Below are 19,089 nucleotides of genomic sequence, written 5' to 3'. Positions count from 1 at the left end.
CCCTCCTTCGCATTAACACGCGGCGGTTACCCGCCGCAACTTGTCAGAAACCAGCCAGCTTATGGAACTGTTCCGGGTTGGTAATCGGCTCTGTCGGGAGGTCATCGTAGGTTTCGCCAAACCATTTTTTCTGCAACTCGGCGAGCTTGCCGGTTTCGCGCATATGGTTCATAAATTTGGTCATATAGGCCAACAGCTGCGGTGAGTTTTTCGGAATCGGCCAGGCCATATAGCCAGGACCCGACACCGGTAGCCCCTTGGCGAAGACCTTCGGTTTGGCTTTAGCCAGGTCGTTAACCGAAATAACCACGTTAATCACGTAATCGAGGCGTTTGTTAGCCAGATCGGCGTAGGCTTCCGGGTAGGAAGGGTACTCCACCACCGGCCCCAGCTTACCGCCGCCTTTCTCCAGCATCGCTTTCAGCTCCGGCAGACGCGCCAGCAGCGCACTACCCGCCTGAACCCCCACTTTTTTACCGCTGAGGTCAGCAATAGTATTCAGTGAGTTATCGCCGGCACGTTTAACAAAATAGTGCTGGGCAGACGCCCACGGTGGGGTGAAATCAAACACTTTCAGACGGTCATCGGTTATAACCGCACCGGTTAACGCCATATCGTACTGGCCGGTTGACACCGCCGCTAATAATCCGGTCCACGGTAAAATACTTTGCTCAACATGGAATTTTGCATATTTGCGCAATTCATCTAGCATATCTTTGTTGAAGCCGTCAGCCTGGCCGTTATTCATAAAGTTAAAAGGCGCGTAATCATCTTCCGTCGCGACTTTCAGGGTGCCGGATTTTTCAATTTCCGGAAGATCTGCGGCGACTGCGTGATAAGAAAAGGCCATTGCCATAACGGCGCCAAGACACATTGAACCTAATGATTTTTTCATCAATCCACCCCTAAATTAATTCGCCAGACGTGTTCATTCCCGAACATGAAAAGGTTTTGCAAAATATGTGCCGACAGACGTTCCGGTCCACGGCTGATGAATACATTTTTACTGTAGGGACGGTTTTAAATTTCTCGATAGAGCCAGATTCACTGCGGGGATGTGTCAGTCATTTTCAGGGTGGTATGGAATTTGCTCCAGTTCTTGCAGCACGCGTTTGCGTAAGGAGCTGAGCATGATCCGACACCTGTTACACGTAGATTTCGACCCGCACCGCGGTTTGCAGGAGCAGGTGCGCGAGACGCTGATTAACGCCATTCTGGGCGGGATTTTTTCCGCCGATACCCCGCTCCCTTCCTGCCGCCAGTTGGCCAGCCAGCTACGGGTATCGCGCAATACCACGGCGCTGGTGTTTGAAAGCCTGGTGAACGAAGGCTACCTCATCAGCCGCCCGCGCAGCGGGTATTATCTGCATCCGGATTACCAGCATTCCCCTGCCGCCACCGTGGAAACTGCACCGCAACGCGAGAGTTCTGCACCACGATGGGGCGCGCGGCTGCAAATCACCCCCAGCCAACAGGAGTCGATTCTCAAACCAGCGGGCTGGATGAACTACCGCTATCCGTTTATCTACGGTCAACCAGATACCCGCCAGTTCCCGCTAGCGACCTGGCGTTCGGCGGCCAACTGGCTGCACGGCGGCGTGCGCGACCCGGCATGGGTGGTGGACCATATCGACCAGGATGTACCGATGCTGATTGAGCAGATCCGCACCCGGGTGTTGCCAAAACGCGGCATTGTGGCGGCGCCGGATGAGATCCTGATCACCCTCGGTTCGCAGAATGCGCTGTACCTGCTGACCCGCCTGCTGATGTCAGCGAAGACCCGCGTGGGCGTGGAGAACCCCTGCTTTCGCGAGGCCATCAACACCTTCCTACTCGCCGATACCGATATTGTGCCTCACCCGGTGGATGAACAGGGCATTGTCCTTAACGACGCCCCCTGCGATTACTACTACGTTACCCCGGGCCACCAGGTGCCGACCGGCGTGGCGATGAGCAAGGCGCGACGCAGCCAGCTGCTGGAGCACGCCACGCGCCACGACGCGGTGATTATTGAGGATGATTACGACTCGGAAAGTAACTTTATGCTCAACCCGCTCCCGGCGCTGAAGGCCAGCGACCGTAGCGGCAGAGTGGTGTACGTCAGCAGCCTGTCAAAAGCGCTGTCGCCGGGCCTGCGTTTAGGCTTTATGGTTGCCGACCCGGACCTGATTGACGAAGCGCGAGCGCTACGCCGGTTGATGTATCGCCATCCGCCAACCAATATTCAGTATCAGATGGCCCATTTCCTCGCCCAGGGCCATTACGAAACGCATCTGCGACGCTACCATTACGACTCCGCCCAGCGCTGGGATCGCCTGCATAATGCCCTGCAACACTATCTGCCAGAGTGCCAAATTATTGCCGGCAGCGAACATGCCAACGCCTTCTGGCTGGCGACCCCGGAGCAGATCAACACCCAGCAGTTGACCTGGCGCGCCGCCCACGCAGGCGTACTAATTGAACCCGGCGCGCGGCATTTTCTCAGCGATGCGCCACCGGGTAACTTCTTCCGCATGGGGTTCCACGCCATTAACCCCGACGCTATCGAACAAGGGGTCGACGTGCTGCGCGGGCAGCTGGCGCAGATGGGTTAACGGCAGCCACAGAACGTCTCCCGGAGTCGGCGCGTTGCGCCTGTCCGGGCGACCAGACCGCCTACACCGCTTGCGCGTACTGCAACATAACCTGCAGCAGCACGTTCGCCCCGGCGGTAACATGCTCCGGTGAGGCATACTCGATTTCGTTGTGGCTGATACCATCCTTACAGGGGATAAAAATCATCCCGGTGGGCGCCAGATAGCTCATATACACCGCATCATGCCCGGCCCCGGAGACAATCTCCCGCGCCGGATACCCCAGACGCTGCGCGGCCCCGGCAATCGCCGCCTGACACTCAGGGTGGAACGGCGCCGCCGGATAGTGGCTGACCTCTTTCAGCGCTACCGTCAGCCCGCTCTCCTGCTCGACGCGATCGATAAACGCCCGCAGCAGGCGATCCATCTCATCCACCAGCACATCGCTGAGATTGCGCATATCAATGGAAAACGCCACCTCACCCGGCACCACGTTGCGGCTGTTCGGATGGACCTGCACCATCCCCACCGTGCCGCGCCCCTCGGTGCTACGCCCGGCAATCGCCACCACTTCCTGCATTATGCGGGTCGCCACCTGCAATGCATCCTGGCGCAGACGCATCGGCGTCGGTCCGGCGTGGGAAGCCTGGCCGGTCACCACGCAGTCATACCAGCGGATCCCCAACACGCCCTGCACGATACCGATAATTTTCTCTTCATCTTCCAGAATCGGTCCCTGTTCGATATGCGCTTCGAAGTAGGCGCCAATCGGATGATCGCCCGGCGTCTGGCTGCCGATATAGCCGATACGCGCCAGCTCTTCGCCGACGGTTTTGCCTTCGGTATCTTGCGCCGCGTAGATCGTCTCCAGCGGGAAGACCCCGGCAAATACCCCGGAGCCCATCATCACCGGCACAAAGCGTGACCCTTCTTCGTTGGTCCAGAACACCACTTCAATCGGCGCCTCGGTTTCGATCTCCAGATCGTTCAGGGTGCGCACCACCTCCAGCGCCGCCAGCACGCCGTAGTTGCCGTCAAATTTACCGCCGGTTGGCTGGGTATCGATGTGGCTGCCGGACACCACCGGCGGCAACGCCGGGTTACGCCCTTCCCGGCGCATAAACACGTTACCGATTTTATCCACGGTGACGCTCATCCCGGCCGCTTGCGCCCAGCCAATTACCAAATCCCGCCCCTGGCGGTCGAGGTCGGTCAGGGTCAGACGACAGCAGCCGCCCTTCGGCGTGGCGCCGATTTGCGCCAGCGTCATCAGGGAATCCCACAGACGTTCGCCATTGATACGGCAGGCGGCGGTCTCGGTTACGGGAGTAAAAAGGACATCACTGCTCATATTGCTCTCCTTTCATCAATGCGCTGGCCAGCGCGACCAGCAGACGATCGCTGCCGCGCGGCCCTAAAAGTGAGATGCCCAGCGGCAGACCGCCGACCTGAGCGACCGGCAGCGTCACCTGCGGGCGCCGGGTCATCACCGAAATTAACAACAAATCGTGGGAAAGACGGCGCACCGCTTCGATCTCTTCCGCCTGCGCCGTCAGCAGCGGCGCTCCGTCGGGAACGGTCGGCATCAGCAGTACCGCATCACCGAGCTGTTGGTCCCACCAGGCGCTAAAACGTTCGCGCTGCTGGCAGGCGGCTTCAAACTGCGCGCTGGTCACCGCTTTGCCCCAGAAAAAGCGTTCACGCACGTCCGGCCCCAGCTGCAGGCCATAGCGCTCAATGGTCTCGCCCTGCGACTGCCACGCCTCGTAGCCCTGAATCTGGCGAAAGGCGAGATAAATCGCGTCCACTTCCGGCAGCGGCGCGCTCAGCGCGGAAACCGGCCCGAACTCACGGCCGATTCGTTGACGCACCGGCTGCAGCGCCTGCAGGCTGCGCAGCGGCAGGCGGGAAAACAGGCCATCGTGGCTAGCCAGCTGCACATTCGCGATATCCGCAGACGCCTCGCCCAGCAGACAGTCCGCCACGGCGGAAAAAACCGTTGCTGAACGGGCAAAGAAACCGCAGGTATCCATAGTGGCGCATAGCGGTTGGCAGCCGTCGAGGGAGAGACGACCGTGGGTTGGACGCAGGCCGTACAATCCGCAGTAGCTGGCCGGCGTGCGCACCGACCCGCCGGTATCGGTACCGAGAGCAAAATCGCAGGCGTCATTCGACACCGCCGACGCCGACCCCGACGACGATCCGCCGGGAATATGATTTGGTGCCGCGCCGTTGCGCGGCGTGCCGTAATGCACATTGTGCCCGCTCATGGAGTACGCCAGCTCGCTGGTGTGGGTTTTGCCGATAAAGCGCGCGCCGTTGTCCAGCAACGTCTGCACCACCGGCGCGGTGCGGTTTTTTATTCCGGACAGCGCCAGCAGATGCGGATTACCGCCGCCGGTCGGGTAGCCCGCCACATCGAACAAATCTTTGACCGCAAAGGTCATTCCGCTCAGCGGCCCGCTTAACGCATGGACCACCGGATGCGCCGGATAGGGCATAAAGGCGCGAAGCTCATGCTGCATAGTGGTTTCCTCTGTGCTTCAGGCGTACAGCGCCTGGTGTTCAACGGATGGGCTCAGCGCCCGCCAGCGATGGCAGCTCACTACGTGGCGCGGCCCGACCTGTTCGGTAGCAGGCTGGCTCTGCGTACAGGCCGGCTGCGCGTGCGGACAGCGTTCGGCAAAGGCGCAGCCGGGCGGCAGATGCGAGAGATCCGGCGGCGCGCCGGGAATGCAATGCAGCTCATCGCCCTTCTTTAGCCCCTCTTTCGGACGGCTGCCCAACAGCACCTGGGTATAAGGGTGGCGAGGACGATATAAAATGTCCTCTATCGACGCCTCCTCGACGATGCGCCCGGCATACATCACCGCCACCCGGTCGGCGATCTCCACCGCCGCACCGATGTCGTGAGTCACAAAGATAATCGACAGATCGCGTTGCTTTTGCTGCTCGCGCAGCAGGATCAGGATCTGGATTTGCACCGTGGCATCCAGCGCAGTAGTCGGTTCATCCGCCAGCAGCAGTTGCGGATTACAGGAGAGAGCGAGGGCAATCATCGCCCGCTGGCGCATACCGCCGGACATCTCGTGCGGATAGGCATCCAGCCGCCGCTCTGGGCTGGGGATGCGCACCTGACGTAGCGCCTCCAATGCCCGTTCCCGCGCCGCCTGACGCGACAGCCCTTCATGGCGGCGCAGGCCTTCAACAATTTGCTGTCCGACGGTATAGACCGGGTCGAACGCCAGCAGCGGCTCCTGGAAAATCATCGCACAGCGCGCACCACGGTAGCGTCGCAGCTGCGAGGCGCTCATGGTCAGCACCTCTTCGCCCCCCACCCGCATCGTGCCGGAAAGGTTGCTGCTTTTCGGCGGATGCAGACGCATCAGGGCACGCAGGGTCACGCTTTTCCCGGACCCGGACTCGCCAATCAGCGCCATGACTTCGCCTTTTAGCACATCGAAAGAGACACCGTTGACCGCGTTGACCGTCTGACCGTCGCGGCGAAACTCGACCCGCAGATCGCGGATGTGGACATAAGCGTCATGCGACATGGCTCACCTCCTGAATAGCAATATTCTGATGCCAGGACGAGGCGGGCTGCGCCATCAGGCAGGCGCTTTGATGCCCCTCGGCAATGTTTTCAAGCTTCGGCTTCACCTGCGAGCACACCGCTCTGGCATGCGGACAGCGGGTATGGAAGCGGCAGCCGGAGGGCGGGGAAATCGGGCTCGGCGGATCGCCGTTCAATGGCGAGGTCAGAGTGCGGTGCTGCGGATCCATCGACGGCATCGAGCTTAATAATGCGCGGGTATAGGGGTGGGCCGAGGCGGTAAACAGCTGTTCCGCGGGGCCAATCTCCACCACTTCACCGAGATACATCACCAGGATGCGATCCGACAGCCAGCGCACCACGTGCAGGTCGTGGCTGATAAACACATAGGTGAGTTCCAGGGTGCGTTTTAACTCCTGCAGCAGTTGCAGCACCTGGGCTTCCACCGATTTATCCAACGCCGAGACCGCTTCATCGAGGATCACCAGCCGGGGTTTCATTGCCAGCGCGCGGGCGATATTGACGCGCTGACGCTGGCCGCCGGAGAGCGCATGGGGATAACGGTGAGCAAAACGCCCTGGTTCAAGACCAACATGCGCCAGCAGATAGCGGGCATATTCGCTGGCCTCTTTGGCACTGACGCCATGCACCCGCTGGCCGAAGGCAATGCTCTCTTCCATAGTCATGCGAGGATTCAGCGAGGCGTAGCTATCCTGAAACACCATCTGCACCTGGCGGCGATAGGCTTTCATCGGCAGGCGCGATGAGCCTACCTCCAGACCATCAAAGATCAGCTCGCCGCTGTCCTGCTTAAGCAGCTGCATCAGCAGGCGCGCGGTGGTCGATTTACCGCAGCCCGACTCCCCTACCACGCCGAGGGTTTCGCCTTTGAGCACCGTAAAACTGACGTCGTCCACCGCCTGCACCAAGTCGCGGCCTTTGCCGCCGCCGGCGGGAAAGTGCTTGAGCAGATTATTGACCTTCAGCAGCGGCTGGGCCGGTCCACCAAGGTCGGTATTGATAAAGGGTTGCATCGCTTACTCCTTAATCGCCATTGCCGCACGCAGGCGGTCCGCGAGGATATTGAACGAAATGGAGGTAATAAAGATCATCAGGCCAGGCAGTGCCGCCACCCACGGCTGGGTGTAGATCGCCGTGCGCAGGGTGTTCAGCATCAAGCCCCACTCCGGCTCTGGCGGACGCACCCCGAGGCCGAGAAACGACAGCCCGGAGGCGAGGATCATGCACACCGAAATCAGCCCGGTGGAGAAGACGAAAATCGGCCCCAATACGTTGCCCAGCACCTGAACGCGAATAATGGTAAACGCGCTGGCGCCGGTGGCCCGGGCGGCCTCGATATAGTCCATATGCCGTACCTGGGCGGTGACGCTCTCGGCGATGCGTGCCACCTGTGGGACAAACACCAGCGTCAGCGACAGCAGCGCGTTACCGATACCCGCTCCCAGCGCCCCGGAGAGCGCTATCGCCAGCAGCACTGAAGGGAAAGCGTAGAAAACGTCGACGGTGCGCATAATCAGGGTGTTGGTTTTCCCGCCCGCATAGCCGGCGATAATGCCGATCGCCCCGCCGATAAAGAAGGCGAAGACCACTGGCACAATACCCATAAACAGCGACAGACGGATGCCGAGGATCAACCTTGAGAGCATATCGCGCCCGAGTTCGTCAGACCCCAACGGGAAACCATCGGTGCCGATCGGCTTGAGGCGTAAAAACATCGATGTCTGATACGGGTCCTTTACGATCAGCCACGGGCCAAACAGCGCCAACGCCAACAGGATCAGGATAATGGCCCCGACGAAGACGCCGCCGGGGTCGCGCAGCAAACGGCGCATCACGCCGCGCCAGTAGCCTTGTCTGGCGGGGGTAACCGACGTCACAGCCATGCTTTTTGGGGTCACAGTATCCACCATCGTCAGCTCCTCTTAATGCGCGGGTCGAGACTGGTTTGCAGCATATCCACCAGTAGGTTGAGCACCACGAAGAACAGCGCCAGCACCCAGATGGTGCCCTGCAACAGCGGCAGGTCGCGCTGGAAAATGGCGGTATTGAGCAGCAGGCCGGTGCCGGGCCAGGAGAAGACCGTCTCCACCAGAATCGAGCCGCCCATCAGATAACCCACCTGCAACCCCATCACCGCCAGTGCGGTCGGGGCGGCATTTTTCACCACGTGCAGAAAGATCCGTGACTCGTTAAGCCCGCGGGCGCGCAGGCCGACGATAAACTCCTGGCTGAGAATGTCCGCCACCTGCGAACGCACGGTGCGGGCGATGATCCCGGTGGGGATCACCGACAGCGTGATCGCCGGTAGCAGCATGAACTGCAGGTGCTCCCAGTCCCACTGCCAGCCCACTTCGCCAATCGGCCCGCCGCCGGTCGCCGGTAACAGCGCGAACTTAACGCTAAAGACGATAACCAGCAGCATCCCCAGCCAGTAGTGCGGCACGCTGACGCCAAACACCGACAGCACCGAAGCCAGACGGTCAATAATGCTGTTGCGGAAGTAACCGGCGACAAAGCCAAACAGGCTGCCCAGCACAAAGCCGATCACCGTCGCCAGCAGCGCCAGACGCAGCGAGTAGCCAACGGCGGTCATCACTTCGCCGATCACCGGCCGACCGGTCGCCACCGACATCCCCAGGTCACCGTGTAGCGCCCGCCACAGCCAGTGAACAAATTGCAGCGGCAGCGGTTTATCAAAGCCGTAGGCCTGCATTAAGGTCTGACGCAGGGCTTCGGACGCATCCGGCGGCATCACCGAGACCAGCGGATCTCCCGGCGCTATCTGCACCAACATAAAACAGATCACCGCCACCCCAAGCATGGTGGGGATGGCCAGTAGGATGCGATATAGCAGCGTATTGATCATCGGTAGCTCCCGTTGCGATTACTCTTTCTTGCTCACCAGACTGAGGTCGATAAACCAGCTTTGCGGCTGTACCACGCCGGTGACCGCCGGAGATATCGCCCGCGGCCCAACGTCGTGGGCGACGAACAGGAACGGCACCTGATCGACCACTGCGGCGTGCAGTTCACCGGCGGCTTTGTCCATCTCCGCCGGGGTAAAGGCGTGCTTCACGGCGGTGGCCAGCTTTTCGGTTTCCGGGGTGGAGAAATAGCCCCAGTTGGTGGCGACCGGCGGGAAGGCTTTGGCGGTAGAGAAGCGGATCAGGCCAAAGTAGGGATCGTTGACCGCGGCGCTGACGTTGATCGCATCGATCCCTTTCGCCGAGGGATCTTTCGCCCCGAGACGCCAGTTGGTGAACAGGGTGTTCCACTCGTTCACTTTGATATCGACGTTAAAGAAGCAGCTTTTCAGGCTCTGCTGGATGTATTCGTTCATCGGCAGCGGCTGCATCTGCCCGGATCCGGAAGCCGAGGTTGCCACCGTAACGTGCAGCGGTTTGCTGGCGCTGAATCCGGCTTCGGTCATCAGCTTGCGGGCGGTTTCCGGGTCATATTTAATCTGGAAGGTTGGCTTGCCATGCCACGGACTATCGGCTTCATAGACGCCGGTGGCTTCGGTCATGTAGCCGCCAAGGTAGCTTTTCAGCTCGGCGCGGTTCAGGCACAGGTTAGCGGCCTTGCGCACCCGAATATCTTTCCACGGAGAGCCTTCTTCAAAGGAGAACTGCCACGGCCACAGGTGTGGCTGGGTATTGGCGTAGATTTTAAAGCCCTGGGCTTTAATCTGGTCCACCGCATCCGGGGCCGGCGCTTCGATCCAGTCAACCTGTTTAGAGAGCAGCGCAGCGGTGCGGGCGTTGGCTTCCGGCAGCGGGATCAGCACCACTTTATCCACTCTTGGGATGCGATCTTTATTCCAGTAGTCGGGGTTTTTATCGAGGATCAGCTGCTGGCGGGGAACCAATTTTTCCATTTTGAACGGGCCGCTGCCCACCGCATGGGCGGCAAACTCGGTCCAGGCCAGCTTGCTGCGCGCGGCGGTATCGCCGGTGCTGGCCGGCACCGCGTCATACAGTTTCTGCCAGGCGGTGGGTGAGACAATAAACAGGTTGGTAATATTGTACGGCAGCAGCGCATCCGGTTCCGAGGTGGTCAGCGCGACGGTGTGGTCATCAATTTTTTCCGCTCCGGTGAGGGTCGGCATGCGCGACAGCGTATTGCCAATCTGGCCTGGGGCATATTGCGGCGCAGCTTTGTTCAGTACCTTATCGACGTTCCAGACAATGGCATCAGGATTGACCTCGGTGCCATCATGAAACTTCACGCCCGGGCGCAGGGTAAAGATCCAGCGGCTCTGATTTTGCGGGTCAACGTGCCACTCCGTCGCCAGGCCGGGTACCAGGCCACTCGGCTTCTCACCTTGTGACAGATCCCACTCCACGAGGGCATCGTAAAGCGGAATCCCGGTAAAGCGGTTTCCTTCATAGCCCTGATCGGGCTGGCCGAGGGTCAGGGGAATATCGGCCGCGGTCATGGCGATCCGCAGCGTCGAGGCGTGGGCGGGTAACGCGGCAGACAGCGCCAGTGCCCCGCTGACCGCAACGGCGAGACGGCATTTGCGTAAGCATAATTTTTTCATCAGCATCACATTGTCCCTGTTAAATAAATATTCGTTATTTAACAGGCAAGATGCATACCAGATCTGAATTGCCGTGAAATAAGTGGAAAATAATGGATAAAATAAGGATGCCTTATATTATCCCAATGATTTATCTGAAAAAAATAAACCTGACTTATCTTTTTGCACCGCCAGCGGGAATTCTGTTGCAGAATTGCACCAGCCGGTTTTCCTGCAGCCGATATCATCACGGCGCGTGACTTTATATAAAATAAATTCATAATCTGTATCCTGTTATTAATTCAGGACTGGATATATACCCAAAATAATTCGAGTTGCTTGTAGGCGGCAAGGCCGTAAATCCCCAGGAGCTTACACAGGTAAATGACTGAGGTGAACGGGTGTAGCCAACACCCAAGCAACTTGAAGTATGACGGGTATACTGCCGGCTATTGCCGATCTTAAGGACCCGATGACCGTGCGCTTCTCTACCCTTCTGCCGTTGCTGCTTGTCTCTCTGCCCGCCGTTGCCAGCGGGAAATGTACCCTCACCGATCCCACGCTGACGCTACAAAGCTATACCGTTAATCCACAGAGCGAGCGTATCGTGATGTACTGGAAAAAAGCGGATGGCGAGGCCTTTGGCTCACTGCGCGCGCTGCTGGCGGATAGCCCTCAGGCCGATCGTATCCAGATGGCAATGAACGGCGGCATTTACGATAAGGCCTACGCCCCGCTGGGGCTGTATATCGAAAAAGGGGTACAGAAGATTCCGCTCAACCGCGCCTCCGGCGGCGGCAACTTTTTTATCCGTCCCGGCGGGGTGTTTTATCTTCAGGGGCAAAAAGCAGGGATCGCCAGCCTCGATAAATTTAAGCCCTCACCGGCGATCGCCTACGCCGTGCAGTCCGGCCCGATGCTAATTGAAAACGGTAAGATCAACTGGCGGCTAAAGCCTTCCGCCAGTTCGCGCAAGCTGCGCAACGGCGTCGGAATTAACCGCCAGGGAGAAGTGGTGTTTATGCTGAGCGAGCGCGAAACCAATTTCTATGATTTTGCCTGCTATGCGCAGTCCACCCTCAACGTGCGCCAGATGCTCTATCTCGACGGCACTATCTCAAAGATGTACCAGAAAGGCGGCAGCATACCGTGGCAGTACCACCCGTTCGTCACCCTGATCGCAGTAGAGCGTAAGTAACTCAGCCTGTACCACCAGACCATAGCCCGGCCCAGCATAGCGCAGGCCGGGCTAATCCTGGTGGCACCGCCTACATCCGCCGATGGCCCCACTCGCGCAGGCGCTGGAACAGCACGAACAGTGACGGGATGAACACGATGCCAATCACCGTCGCTACCAGCATACCGCTGAAAACGGTGGTGCCGATAATGCGTCGGCTCTGGGCCCCGGCGCCGGTGGCGAGCATCATCGGGATAATCCCGATGATAAACGACACCGCCGTCATCAACACCGCGCGAAAGCGCCGGGTGGCCCCTTCGCGGGCGGCGTCGACCACCGACATCCCCTCTTCTCGCCTGGCCCGCGCAAACTCAACGATCAGAATCGCATTTTTGGCGGCCAGGGCGATGAGCAATATCAGCCCGATCTGCACATACACATCATTGGCGTACCCTGCCAGCCACAGCCACAGCAGCGCCCCGCCGATAGCAAACAGCACCGACAGCATGACGCTGGCCGGCAGCGTCCAGCTCTCATACTGCGCCACGAGGAACAGCCACGCCATCGCCACCGCCGCCAGCACGATCCACACCGCCTGGTTCCCGGTTTGCTGCTCCTGCCACGAGATCCCGCTCCACGCGTAGTCATACCCCTGGGGCAGATGGGCCTGTAAAATCTGCTCCATTGCGTTCATCGCCGTGCGGCTGCTGACGCCCTCACTCGCCGAACCGCTGACGGATACCGACGGGAACTGGTTATATTGCTGGATGAACGGTGCACCTACGGTCGGCGTGATCGTCACCAGATTGCTCAGCCGAATACGCTCGCCGCTGTTGCTGCGCACAAACAGCTCGCCGATCTGCGACGCGCGCTCGCGCCATTGCATCTCGTTTTGTATCACCACATGGTACACCCGGTTGTTGATACTGAAATCGCCAACGCGGGTACCGCCAAATGCCGTTTGCAGGCTGTTGAAGACCCGCGATACCGGCACATCCAACCGCGCCGCCTGGTCACGGTCAACGTTGAGCGTCAGCTGCGGTACATTGCTGCTCCAGGTGGTGAACACCCGGCTCAGTTGCGGGTGCTGGTTCGCCTTCTGCAGCACCTGACGGGTCACCTGTTCCAGCTCCGCCGGAGACTGCCCGTCCTCGGCCAGAATACGTAAATTAAAGCCGGATGCGGTCCCCAACCCCGGCAGCGTCGGCGGCGCAAAAGTCATGATCGTCGCTTCCGGCAAGCCCAGCAGCTGGCCCTGCAGCTTGTCCATCACCGTCTCCAGCGGCGGCCGCCGATCCCACGCTTTCAGCATCACCGAAATAAACCCGCCATTGGACGCGCTGGTGCCGTTAAGGATATTAAAACCTGAAACCTGAATCACATCCTCGACCGCCGGGTTCGCCAGCAGCAGCTCGCGCGCCTGGGTCATCACCGCTTCCGTGCGCTCCAGCGACGCGGCTTCCGGCAGCTGCACGCTGGCAAAGAAGTAACCCTGATCCTCTTGCGGCAAAAATCCCTTCGGCATATGCATAAAGCTGAACACCACCACCGCGGCGGCGGCCACCGTCGCCATCAGCGCCAGCCACGGGCGACGATTCATCCGCCCGATCAGCGCGCCATAGCCATCGCGGACCTTATCAAGGCCACGATTAAACCCGCGCCAGACCGCCGCCGGCTGAGCGGGGCGCGGGCGCAACAGCAGCGCGCACAGCGCCGGCGTCAGAGTTAACGCCACCACGCTCGATACCGTTACCGCCGTCGACAGGGTGACGGCAAATTGCCGGTACAGTTCACCAACAATGCCCGGCAGCAGCGCCACCGGCACAAACACCGCCAGCAGGACCAGGGTGGTGGCCACCACCGGCCCGGCGATCTGCCGCAGCGCCTGCGCCGTCGCCTCTTGACGAGCGACCCCTTCGGTCATCTTCGTCTCTACGCTTTCGACCACCACAATGGCGTCATCCACCACCATGGTCAGGGCCAGAATAATGGCGAATAAGCTCAGGGTATTGGCGCTGTAGCCCAACAGATAAAGCACGGCAAAACTGCCAATCAGCGACACCGGGATCGCCAAAGTAACGATCAACGTGGCCCGCCAGCTCTGCAGGAACAGCGAGACGACCACCACGACCGCCAGCAGGGTCAGGGCCAGCGAGACGCCAATCTCTTTGATCGTCGCCGCCACAAAACGGGTGGTATCAAACTTCACCTCCCAGGTCATATCGGCCGGGAAACGGCTGTGCAGGCGCGTTAACTCGGCGCGGACCGCCGCCGCGACCTGCAAGGCATTCGCCGTCGGCGTCGGGTAAATACCAAGATAGGCAGAGTCTTTGCCGTTCAGCTGCGCCCCGGAGCTGTAGCTGCGCGCCCCCAACTCGATGGTCGCCACGTCGCTAAGGCGCACCAGTTGCCCCAGTTCACCACTGCGAATAATAATCTGGCTAAAACTTTGCGCATCGTTCAGCCGACCGATGCCGTTGATGGTCAGCGTTTGCTGCTGACCATTGAACACCGGCGGCGTCCCGACCTGGCCGGCGGCCCCCTGCACGTTCTGTTCGCGTAGCGCCTGGGCGATATCATCAGTGGTCACGTTTAGGGCATTCATGCGGTCCGGCCGCAACCAGATCCGCATGCTGTAGTCGCGGGCGCCGAACATCTGCACTTCGCCAACGCCGGGCAGACGAGCCAGCGCTTCCCGCACCTGGGTGCTGGCATAGTTGCTGACGAACAGCGGCGAGAGGGTTTCCAGCGGTGAGTAGAGGCTCACGCCCATCAGCAGGTTACTCGCCCGCTTACGCACCTGCACCCCGTTCTGCTGCGCGTCGGCAGGCAGCTGCGCCAGCGCCTGGGAGACGCGGTTTTGCACGTCAATCGCTGCCAGGTCGGCATCGGTGCCGGCGGCAAAGGTCAGGCTCAGGCTGTAGTTGCCCTCATCGGAACTGGTGGATTCCATATACAACATATGGTCCACGCCGTTGAGCTGGGTTTCCAGCGGCGCGGCGATGGCCTCCGCCACATCCGCCGCGCTGGCGCCAGGCCAGCTTGCGCTGACATTCACCACCGGCGGCGTAATTTGTGGATATTGCTCAACCGGAATCACCTTCAGCGCCACCGCGCCAACAAACGTCAGCAGCAGCGCGATCACCATCGCAAAACGAGGACGGCGAATAAAAAACGTTAGCATCCTTTTACCTTCCCTGGTTCAACAGCTGAACGCTGGCGCCGTCACGCAGGCGCTGAGCACCTTCCGTCACCACACGCTCGCCGGCGTTCAACCCTTTGGTGACGACAAACTGCTGTCCCTGCTGTCCGTCGAGCGTTAAACGACGCTGGGCGACGGTGCCGTTATCCGCTACCACCCAGCTAAAGAATCCCTGCGCATCCTGCTGGACGGCCGCCACCGGCACCATCAGGCTCTCCTGCGGCTGACGCGGGCTGAAAATCACCGACACGCTGCCGCCCGGCAGCAGGCGATGTTGCGGATTCGCGAACTCCGCCCGCAGCACCACGCTAGCGGTGCGGCTATCGATCCGGTTATCAACGGAGGTCAGCACCCCCTCCTCACGCTTTCCCTCGGGGGCAATCTGCGCGACCCACGCCTGCTTCAGCGCGCTGATATCGGCATGCTGCCCGGCTTTGCTATAAAACGCCGCTTCATCTAAGGCGAAAGAGACGCGAACCGGGTCAAGCTGCACGATATCGACCAGCGTGCCGCTGCCCGGCCCCACCAGGCTGCCAACATGAAAGCGGCTGTAGCCGATGCGCCCGCTTACCGGGGAGTCGATTCGGGTGTAATCGAGGGTGATTTGCTGCGTCGTCACGCGGGCTTTGGCCTGTTCAACGACGGCGGCGGCAACATCACGCTGCATCCGGGCGTTATCGACATCGTTACGGCTGATAGAGTGGTTATTTTTCAGTTGCTGATAGCGGTTCAGCAGCTGCTGGGCCTGGCGTAATGACGCCTGGGCGCTTTTCAGCTCGGCGTTGGCCAGCGCCAGCGCGGCACGCGGCTGGGCGTCATCGAGGGTAAACAGCCGGTCGCCCTGCTTGACGTACTGCCCATCCTGGAAGTGACGCTGCACAATACTGCCTTCGGTACGCGCACGGATTTCTACGTCATGAATTGCTTCGATACGGCCGGGGATCTGGCGCTCAGCCGCATATGACTGGCGTTCGACGGTGGTCGCACGGACCGGCGTTGCGGGGGCTGCAGTCGCCGTTAAGGCACAACCGGCCAGGCCAACGGTCACCAGGACCAGGCGCATGATTTTTCTCATTGCGATTCCTTGCGGATGGTGCAGCGCCCTCCCCGGATGGCGAGGGCGCTGGCGGGTCAGACGGTTTTACGTAACGGACGGGTCAGGCGCTTCTCAACTTCCACCACCAGGAACATCCCCAGACCAATGACCAGGGTGATCAGCCAGTAGCGCAGCGGCAGCGACTCGGTGCCAAACATGGTCTGCATAAACGGCAGGTAGATAATCGCCAGCTGCAGAAGCAGCAGCACGCCGCTGACCATCCAGATCCCTTTGTTGCGCAGGAGGCCGATATTCAACGAGAAGCTCTCGCTGCTGCGGCAGTTAATCATGTACAGCCACTGGGCGGTGACCAGCATCTGCAGCAGCACGGTACGGATAAACTCCGGGCTATGGCCGCGTGGCGCAAGCCAGGCTTCAAGAATAAAGGCGGCAACGGCAATCATGGTGCCAACGAAGGCCACGCGCCAGACGGCGAAGGCATCCATCACATGCTGACCGGTTTTACGCGGCGGGCGGTGCATCACATTGCGCTCTGCGGCTTCAAACGCCAGGCCGAAGGAGAGCGTGGCGGAGGTCGCCATGTTCATCCACAGAATCAATACCGGCGTCAGCGGAATAATGTTCCCCGCCAGCAGGGCAATGATAATCAGCAACCCCTGAGCCAGGTTGGTGGGCATAATAAACAGGATCGTTTTCTTCAGGTTGTCGTAGACCCGACGCCCCTCTTTGACCGAACTGGCGATGGTGGCGAAGTTATCGTCCGTCAACACCATGTCGGCAGCCTCTTTGGTCACTTCGGTCCCTTTGATGCCCATCGCAATACCGACGTCGGCCTGGCGCAGCGCCGGGGCATCGTTGACGCCGTCACCGGTCATCCCGACCACTTCGCCGCTGTCCTGCAGCGCTTTCACCAAGCGCAGTTTATGCTCCGGGCTGGTGCGGGCAAAAATATCGTACTCCACCGCCGCTTTTGCCAGCTCGCGGTCATCCATATGCTCCAGCTGATAGCCGGTCATCGCCTGGCTGCTGTTGGTGATCCCCAGCATCTGGCCAATGCTCATCGCCGTCTGCGGGTGATCGCCGGTAATCATCTTCACGCGGATCCCTGCGGTCTGGCAGGCATGGATAGCATCAATGGCCTCCGGGCGCGGCGGATCCATCATCCCGGCAATACCGAGGAATACCAGTCCCTCGCGCAGGTCATCATGGGTCAGAGTGGTGCTGCCAGCTGCAGCCGGTTTACACGCGGCGGCAACCATGCGCAGCCCCTGGCTGGCGAAACGGGATATCTCATTCTCCCAGTACTGCAGCTCGAACGGCTCGACGCCCTGCTTGGTCATCTGCTGGCGGCACATCGCAAAGATAACGTCCGGCGCGCCGGTGATTAACACCCGCTCTTCCTGGTCGATTTTCTGGTGCGTCGCCATGTACTTGTACTGTGAGTCGAACGGAATTTTGGCCACCAGCTGCGTTGCCACCGCCGGCAGTCCGGCTTTCGCCGCCAGCACTTTTAACGCCCCTTCGGTAGGCCCGCCGGTGATCCCCCACAGGCCGCGCGCATCCTGCATCAGCTGGCTGTCGTTGCACAGGTCGATGGTGCGCAGATACGTATCCAGGACGCTACCCGCTTTAATCTGTACCGGCTCGTTGCTGCCCTCGAGATAGATATTGCCCTGTGGCTCGTAGCTGTTACCTTCCACCCGATAGCAGCAGTCGGCGGTGATAATCGCTTTCACCGTCATTTCGTTCATTGTCAGGGTGCCGGTTTTATCCGAGCAGACCACGGTCATCGCCCCCAGGGTTTCGACCGTTGGCAGCTTACGGATAATGGCGTGTTTACGCGCCATGGCCTGAACGCCCAGCGAGAGGATAATAGATATAATGGCCGGTAATCCTTCCGGTACGGCGGCCACCGCAAGGCTAATCAGCGACAGCAGCAGCTCGCCCATCGGGATATCGCGCAGCGCCAGGCTGAAGACAAACAGGGCGGCCATCATCGCGAGAATAATGACGAAAATCGCTTTACCCAGCTTATCCATCTGCACCAGCAGCGGCGTACGGTGCTTCTCAATGCCCGCCATCATCTGGTTGATGTGCCCAAGTTCGGTATCCTGCCCGGTCTCGGTCACAACGCCAACGCCGCCGCCGGCGCTGATAGTGGTGCCAGAAAAGAGCATGTTGGTACGGTCGCCAAGCGGCAGCTCCCCTTGCAGCGCGGCAGTGGTTTTATCCACCACCGTCGATTCGCCGGTGAGAATGGCTTCTTCCACCCGCAGGTTGTGAGTTTCGATAAGGCGCATGTCCGCCGGCACGCGGTCGCCCGCCCGCAGAATGACGATATCGCCTGGCACCAGCTCGCGTGTCGGCAGGGTTTCGTGCTTGCCGTTACGCTGCACACGCGCGTTGCTCGACAGCATGTTACGAATGCCCTGCAGCGATTTTTCGGCGTTGCTCTCCTGAACATGGCCAATCAGCGCATTGATCACCGTAACCCCGAGGATCACCAGGGTATCCACCCAGTGCCCCATCGCGGCCGTCAGCACGGCGGCGGCCAGCAGGACAAAGATCAGAACGTCGTTAAAATGGGCGAGGAAACGCAGCCAGGCCGGCTTGCTTTTCTTTTCAGGTAAGGCGTTAGGGCCAAAAGATTTCAGGCGCTCAGCCGCGTCAGCGCTACACAGGCCCTCAGCGCAGCTTTTTTTCTCGATCAGCACCTCGTCAACGCTCTGCTGGTACGCCTGTCGAGGCGTACCAGCACCGCCGGGTGTTGTATTATTAGCGTTCATCATTTTGGTCAAAATAAGTTTTCCTTTTAAATTCCGTGATTCGGAAAGCCTGAAATCATTTCTGGCCAATGAATAAATACATCGCAAACGAACACGAACTAACGTGGTTTAGTGCGATATTTAAACTCTCGCAAATTTAAAAAACTATGATAAGTTAATTCTTCACAGCAAATATCGCAGAGTAATATTAAACCATCA

The 19,089-nt window shown here is 59.8% G+C and carries 13 protein-coding genes; 2 read left to right on the top strand and 11 right to left on the bottom strand.

What is annotated here, in order from left to right; all coding sequences use genetic code 11:
- Positions 1–43: 43 nt before the first annotated feature.
- Entirely contained in the window at positions 44–895 is an 852-nt protein-coding gene (locus ACMYSO_RS20495) for a transporter substrate-binding domain-containing protein (RefSeq protein WP_123755871.1), read from the bottom strand.
- A 235-nt stretch (positions 896–1,130) separates the two neighbouring features.
- Here ACMYSO_RS20495 and ACMYSO_RS20490 point away from each other — a divergent pair, with 235 nt between their 5' ends.
- A complete protein-coding gene (locus ACMYSO_RS20490) occupies positions 1,131–2,594 on the top strand; it encodes a PLP-dependent aminotransferase family protein (protein ID WP_434667370.1) in 1,464 nt (487 codons plus the stop codon).
- A 61-nt stretch (positions 2,595–2,655) separates the two neighbouring features.
- Here the strand turns inward: ACMYSO_RS20490 and ACMYSO_RS20485 are convergent, their stop codons facing one another.
- From ACMYSO_RS20485 to ACMYSO_RS20455, 7 genes are read right to left on the bottom strand one after another with little or no spacing between them, the layout of a single operon-like run.
- Positions 2,656–3,924, bottom strand: a complete 1,269-nt coding sequence (locus ACMYSO_RS20485; protein ID WP_434667368.1) for a Zn-dependent hydrolase — start codon at positions 3,922–3,924, stop codon at positions 2,656–2,658.
- The gene (locus ACMYSO_RS20480) at positions 3,914–5,098 is read right to left on the bottom strand and encodes an amidase (protein ID WP_434667365.1); all 1,185 of its coding nucleotides are present in this window, start codon (positions 5,096–5,098) and stop codon (positions 3,914–3,916) included. The genes ACMYSO_RS20485 and ACMYSO_RS20480 overlap by 11 nt, the downstream gene beginning before the upstream one ends.
- A gap of 18 nt (positions 5,099–5,116) precedes the next feature.
- Positions 5,117–6,127, bottom strand: coding sequence for an ABC transporter ATP-binding protein (locus ACMYSO_RS20475; protein WP_434667362.1), 1,011 nt, complete (start codon positions 6,125–6,127; stop codon positions 5,117–5,119).
- Positions 6,117–7,160, bottom strand: coding sequence for an ABC transporter ATP-binding protein (locus tag ACMYSO_RS20470; RefSeq protein ID WP_434667359.1), 1,044 nt, complete (start codon positions 7,158–7,160; stop codon positions 6,117–6,119). Before ACMYSO_RS20470 ends, ACMYSO_RS20475 begins: the two co-directional genes overlap by 11 nt.
- Positions 7,161–7,163: 3 nt before the next feature.
- Complete coding sequence (locus tag ACMYSO_RS20465; protein WP_434667356.1) at positions 7,164–8,057, bottom strand: ABC transporter permease; 894 nt, start codon at positions 8,055–8,057, stop codon at positions 7,164–7,166.
- A 2-nt stretch (positions 8,058–8,059) separates the two neighbouring features.
- A complete protein-coding gene (locus ACMYSO_RS20460; protein ID WP_123755864.1) occupies positions 8,060–9,013 on the bottom strand; it encodes an ABC transporter permease in 954 nt (317 codons plus the stop codon).
- 18 nt (positions 9,014–9,031) lie between these two features.
- A complete protein-coding gene (locus ACMYSO_RS20455; RefSeq protein ID WP_434667353.1) occupies positions 9,032–10,696 on the bottom strand; it encodes an ABC transporter substrate-binding protein in 1,665 nt (554 codons plus the stop codon).
- Positions 10,697–11,141: 445 nt separating this feature from the next.
- On the opposite strand from ACMYSO_RS20455, the gene ACMYSO_RS20450 reads away from it, so the two are divergent.
- Complete coding sequence (locus ACMYSO_RS20450; protein WP_434670850.1) at positions 11,142–11,867, top strand: phosphodiester glycosidase family protein; 726 nt, start codon at positions 11,142–11,144, stop codon at positions 11,865–11,867.
- Positions 11,868–11,937: 70 nt separating this feature from the next.
- On the opposite strand, the gene ACMYSO_RS20445 is transcribed toward ACMYSO_RS20450, so the two are convergent.
- The 3 genes from ACMYSO_RS20445 to ACMYSO_RS20435 are packed head-to-tail and all read right to left on the bottom strand — an operon-like array spanning position 11,938 to position 18,903.
- A complete protein-coding gene (locus ACMYSO_RS20445; protein ID WP_434667350.1) occupies positions 11,938–15,030 on the bottom strand; it encodes an efflux RND transporter permease subunit in 3,093 nt (1,030 codons plus the stop codon).
- A 4-nt stretch (positions 15,031–15,034) separates the two neighbouring features.
- Positions 15,035–16,123 carry an efflux RND transporter periplasmic adaptor subunit gene (locus ACMYSO_RS20440; RefSeq protein ID WP_434667347.1) on the bottom strand — a complete coding sequence of 363 codons (1,089 nt, stop codon included), beginning with the start codon at positions 16,121–16,123 and terminating at the stop codon, positions 15,035–15,037.
- A 56-nt stretch (positions 16,124–16,179) separates the two neighbouring features.
- Complete coding sequence (locus ACMYSO_RS20435) at positions 16,180–18,903, bottom strand: cation-transporting P-type ATPase (RefSeq protein WP_434667344.1); 2,724 nt, start codon at positions 18,901–18,903, stop codon at positions 16,180–16,182.
- Positions 18,904–19,089 lie beyond the last annotated feature (186 nt).

Source organism: Klebsiella sp. B345, from assembly GCF_051131735.1.
GTDB lineage: Bacteria > Pseudomonadota > Gammaproteobacteria > Enterobacterales > Enterobacteriaceae > Klebsiella.
The sequence above is the reverse complement of the archived record's forward strand: the minus strand, read 5'-3'. Positions and strand labels throughout refer to the sequence as shown.

Coding starts and splice junctions, on each gene's coding strand:
- ACMYSO_RS20495 (WP_123755871.1), bottom strand. CDS start 895: ATGAAAAAATCATTAGGTTCAATGTGTCTTGGCGCCGTTATGGCAATG.
- ACMYSO_RS20490 (WP_434667370.1), top strand. CDS start 1,131: ATGATCCGACACCTGTTACACGTAGATTTCGACCCGCACCGCGGTTTG.
- ACMYSO_RS20485 (WP_434667368.1), bottom strand. CDS start 3,924: ATGAGCAGTGATGTCCTTTTTACTCCCGTAACCGAGACCGCCGCCTGC.
- ACMYSO_RS20480 (WP_434667365.1), bottom strand. CDS start 5,098: ATGCAGCATGAGCTTCGCGCCTTTATGCCCTATCCGGCGCATCCGGTG.
- ACMYSO_RS20475 (WP_434667362.1), bottom strand. CDS start 6,127: ATGTCGCATGACGCTTATGTCCACATCCGCGATCTGCGGGTCGAGTTT.
- ACMYSO_RS20470 (WP_434667359.1), bottom strand. CDS start 7,160: ATGCAACCCTTTATCAATACCGACCTTGGTGGACCGGCCCAGCCGCTG.
- ACMYSO_RS20465 (WP_434667356.1), bottom strand. CDS start 8,057: ATGGTGGATACTGTGACCCCAAAAAGCATGGCTGTGACGTCGGTTACC.
- ACMYSO_RS20460 (WP_123755864.1), bottom strand. CDS start 9,013: ATGATCAATACGCTGCTATATCGCATCCTACTGGCCATCCCCACCATG.
- ACMYSO_RS20455 (WP_434667353.1), bottom strand. CDS start 10,696: ATGCTGATGAAAAAATTATGCTTACGCAAATGCCGTCTCGCCGTTGCG.
- ACMYSO_RS20450 (WP_434670850.1), top strand. CDS start 11,142: ATGACCGTGCGCTTCTCTACCCTTCTGCCGTTGCTGCTTGTCTCTCTG.
- ACMYSO_RS20445 (WP_434667350.1), bottom strand. CDS start 15,030: ATGCTAACGTTTTTTATTCGCCGTCCTCGTTTTGCGATGGTGATCGCG.
- ACMYSO_RS20440 (WP_434667347.1), bottom strand. CDS start 16,123: ATGAGAAAAATCATGCGCCTGGTCCTGGTGACCGTTGGCCTGGCCGGT.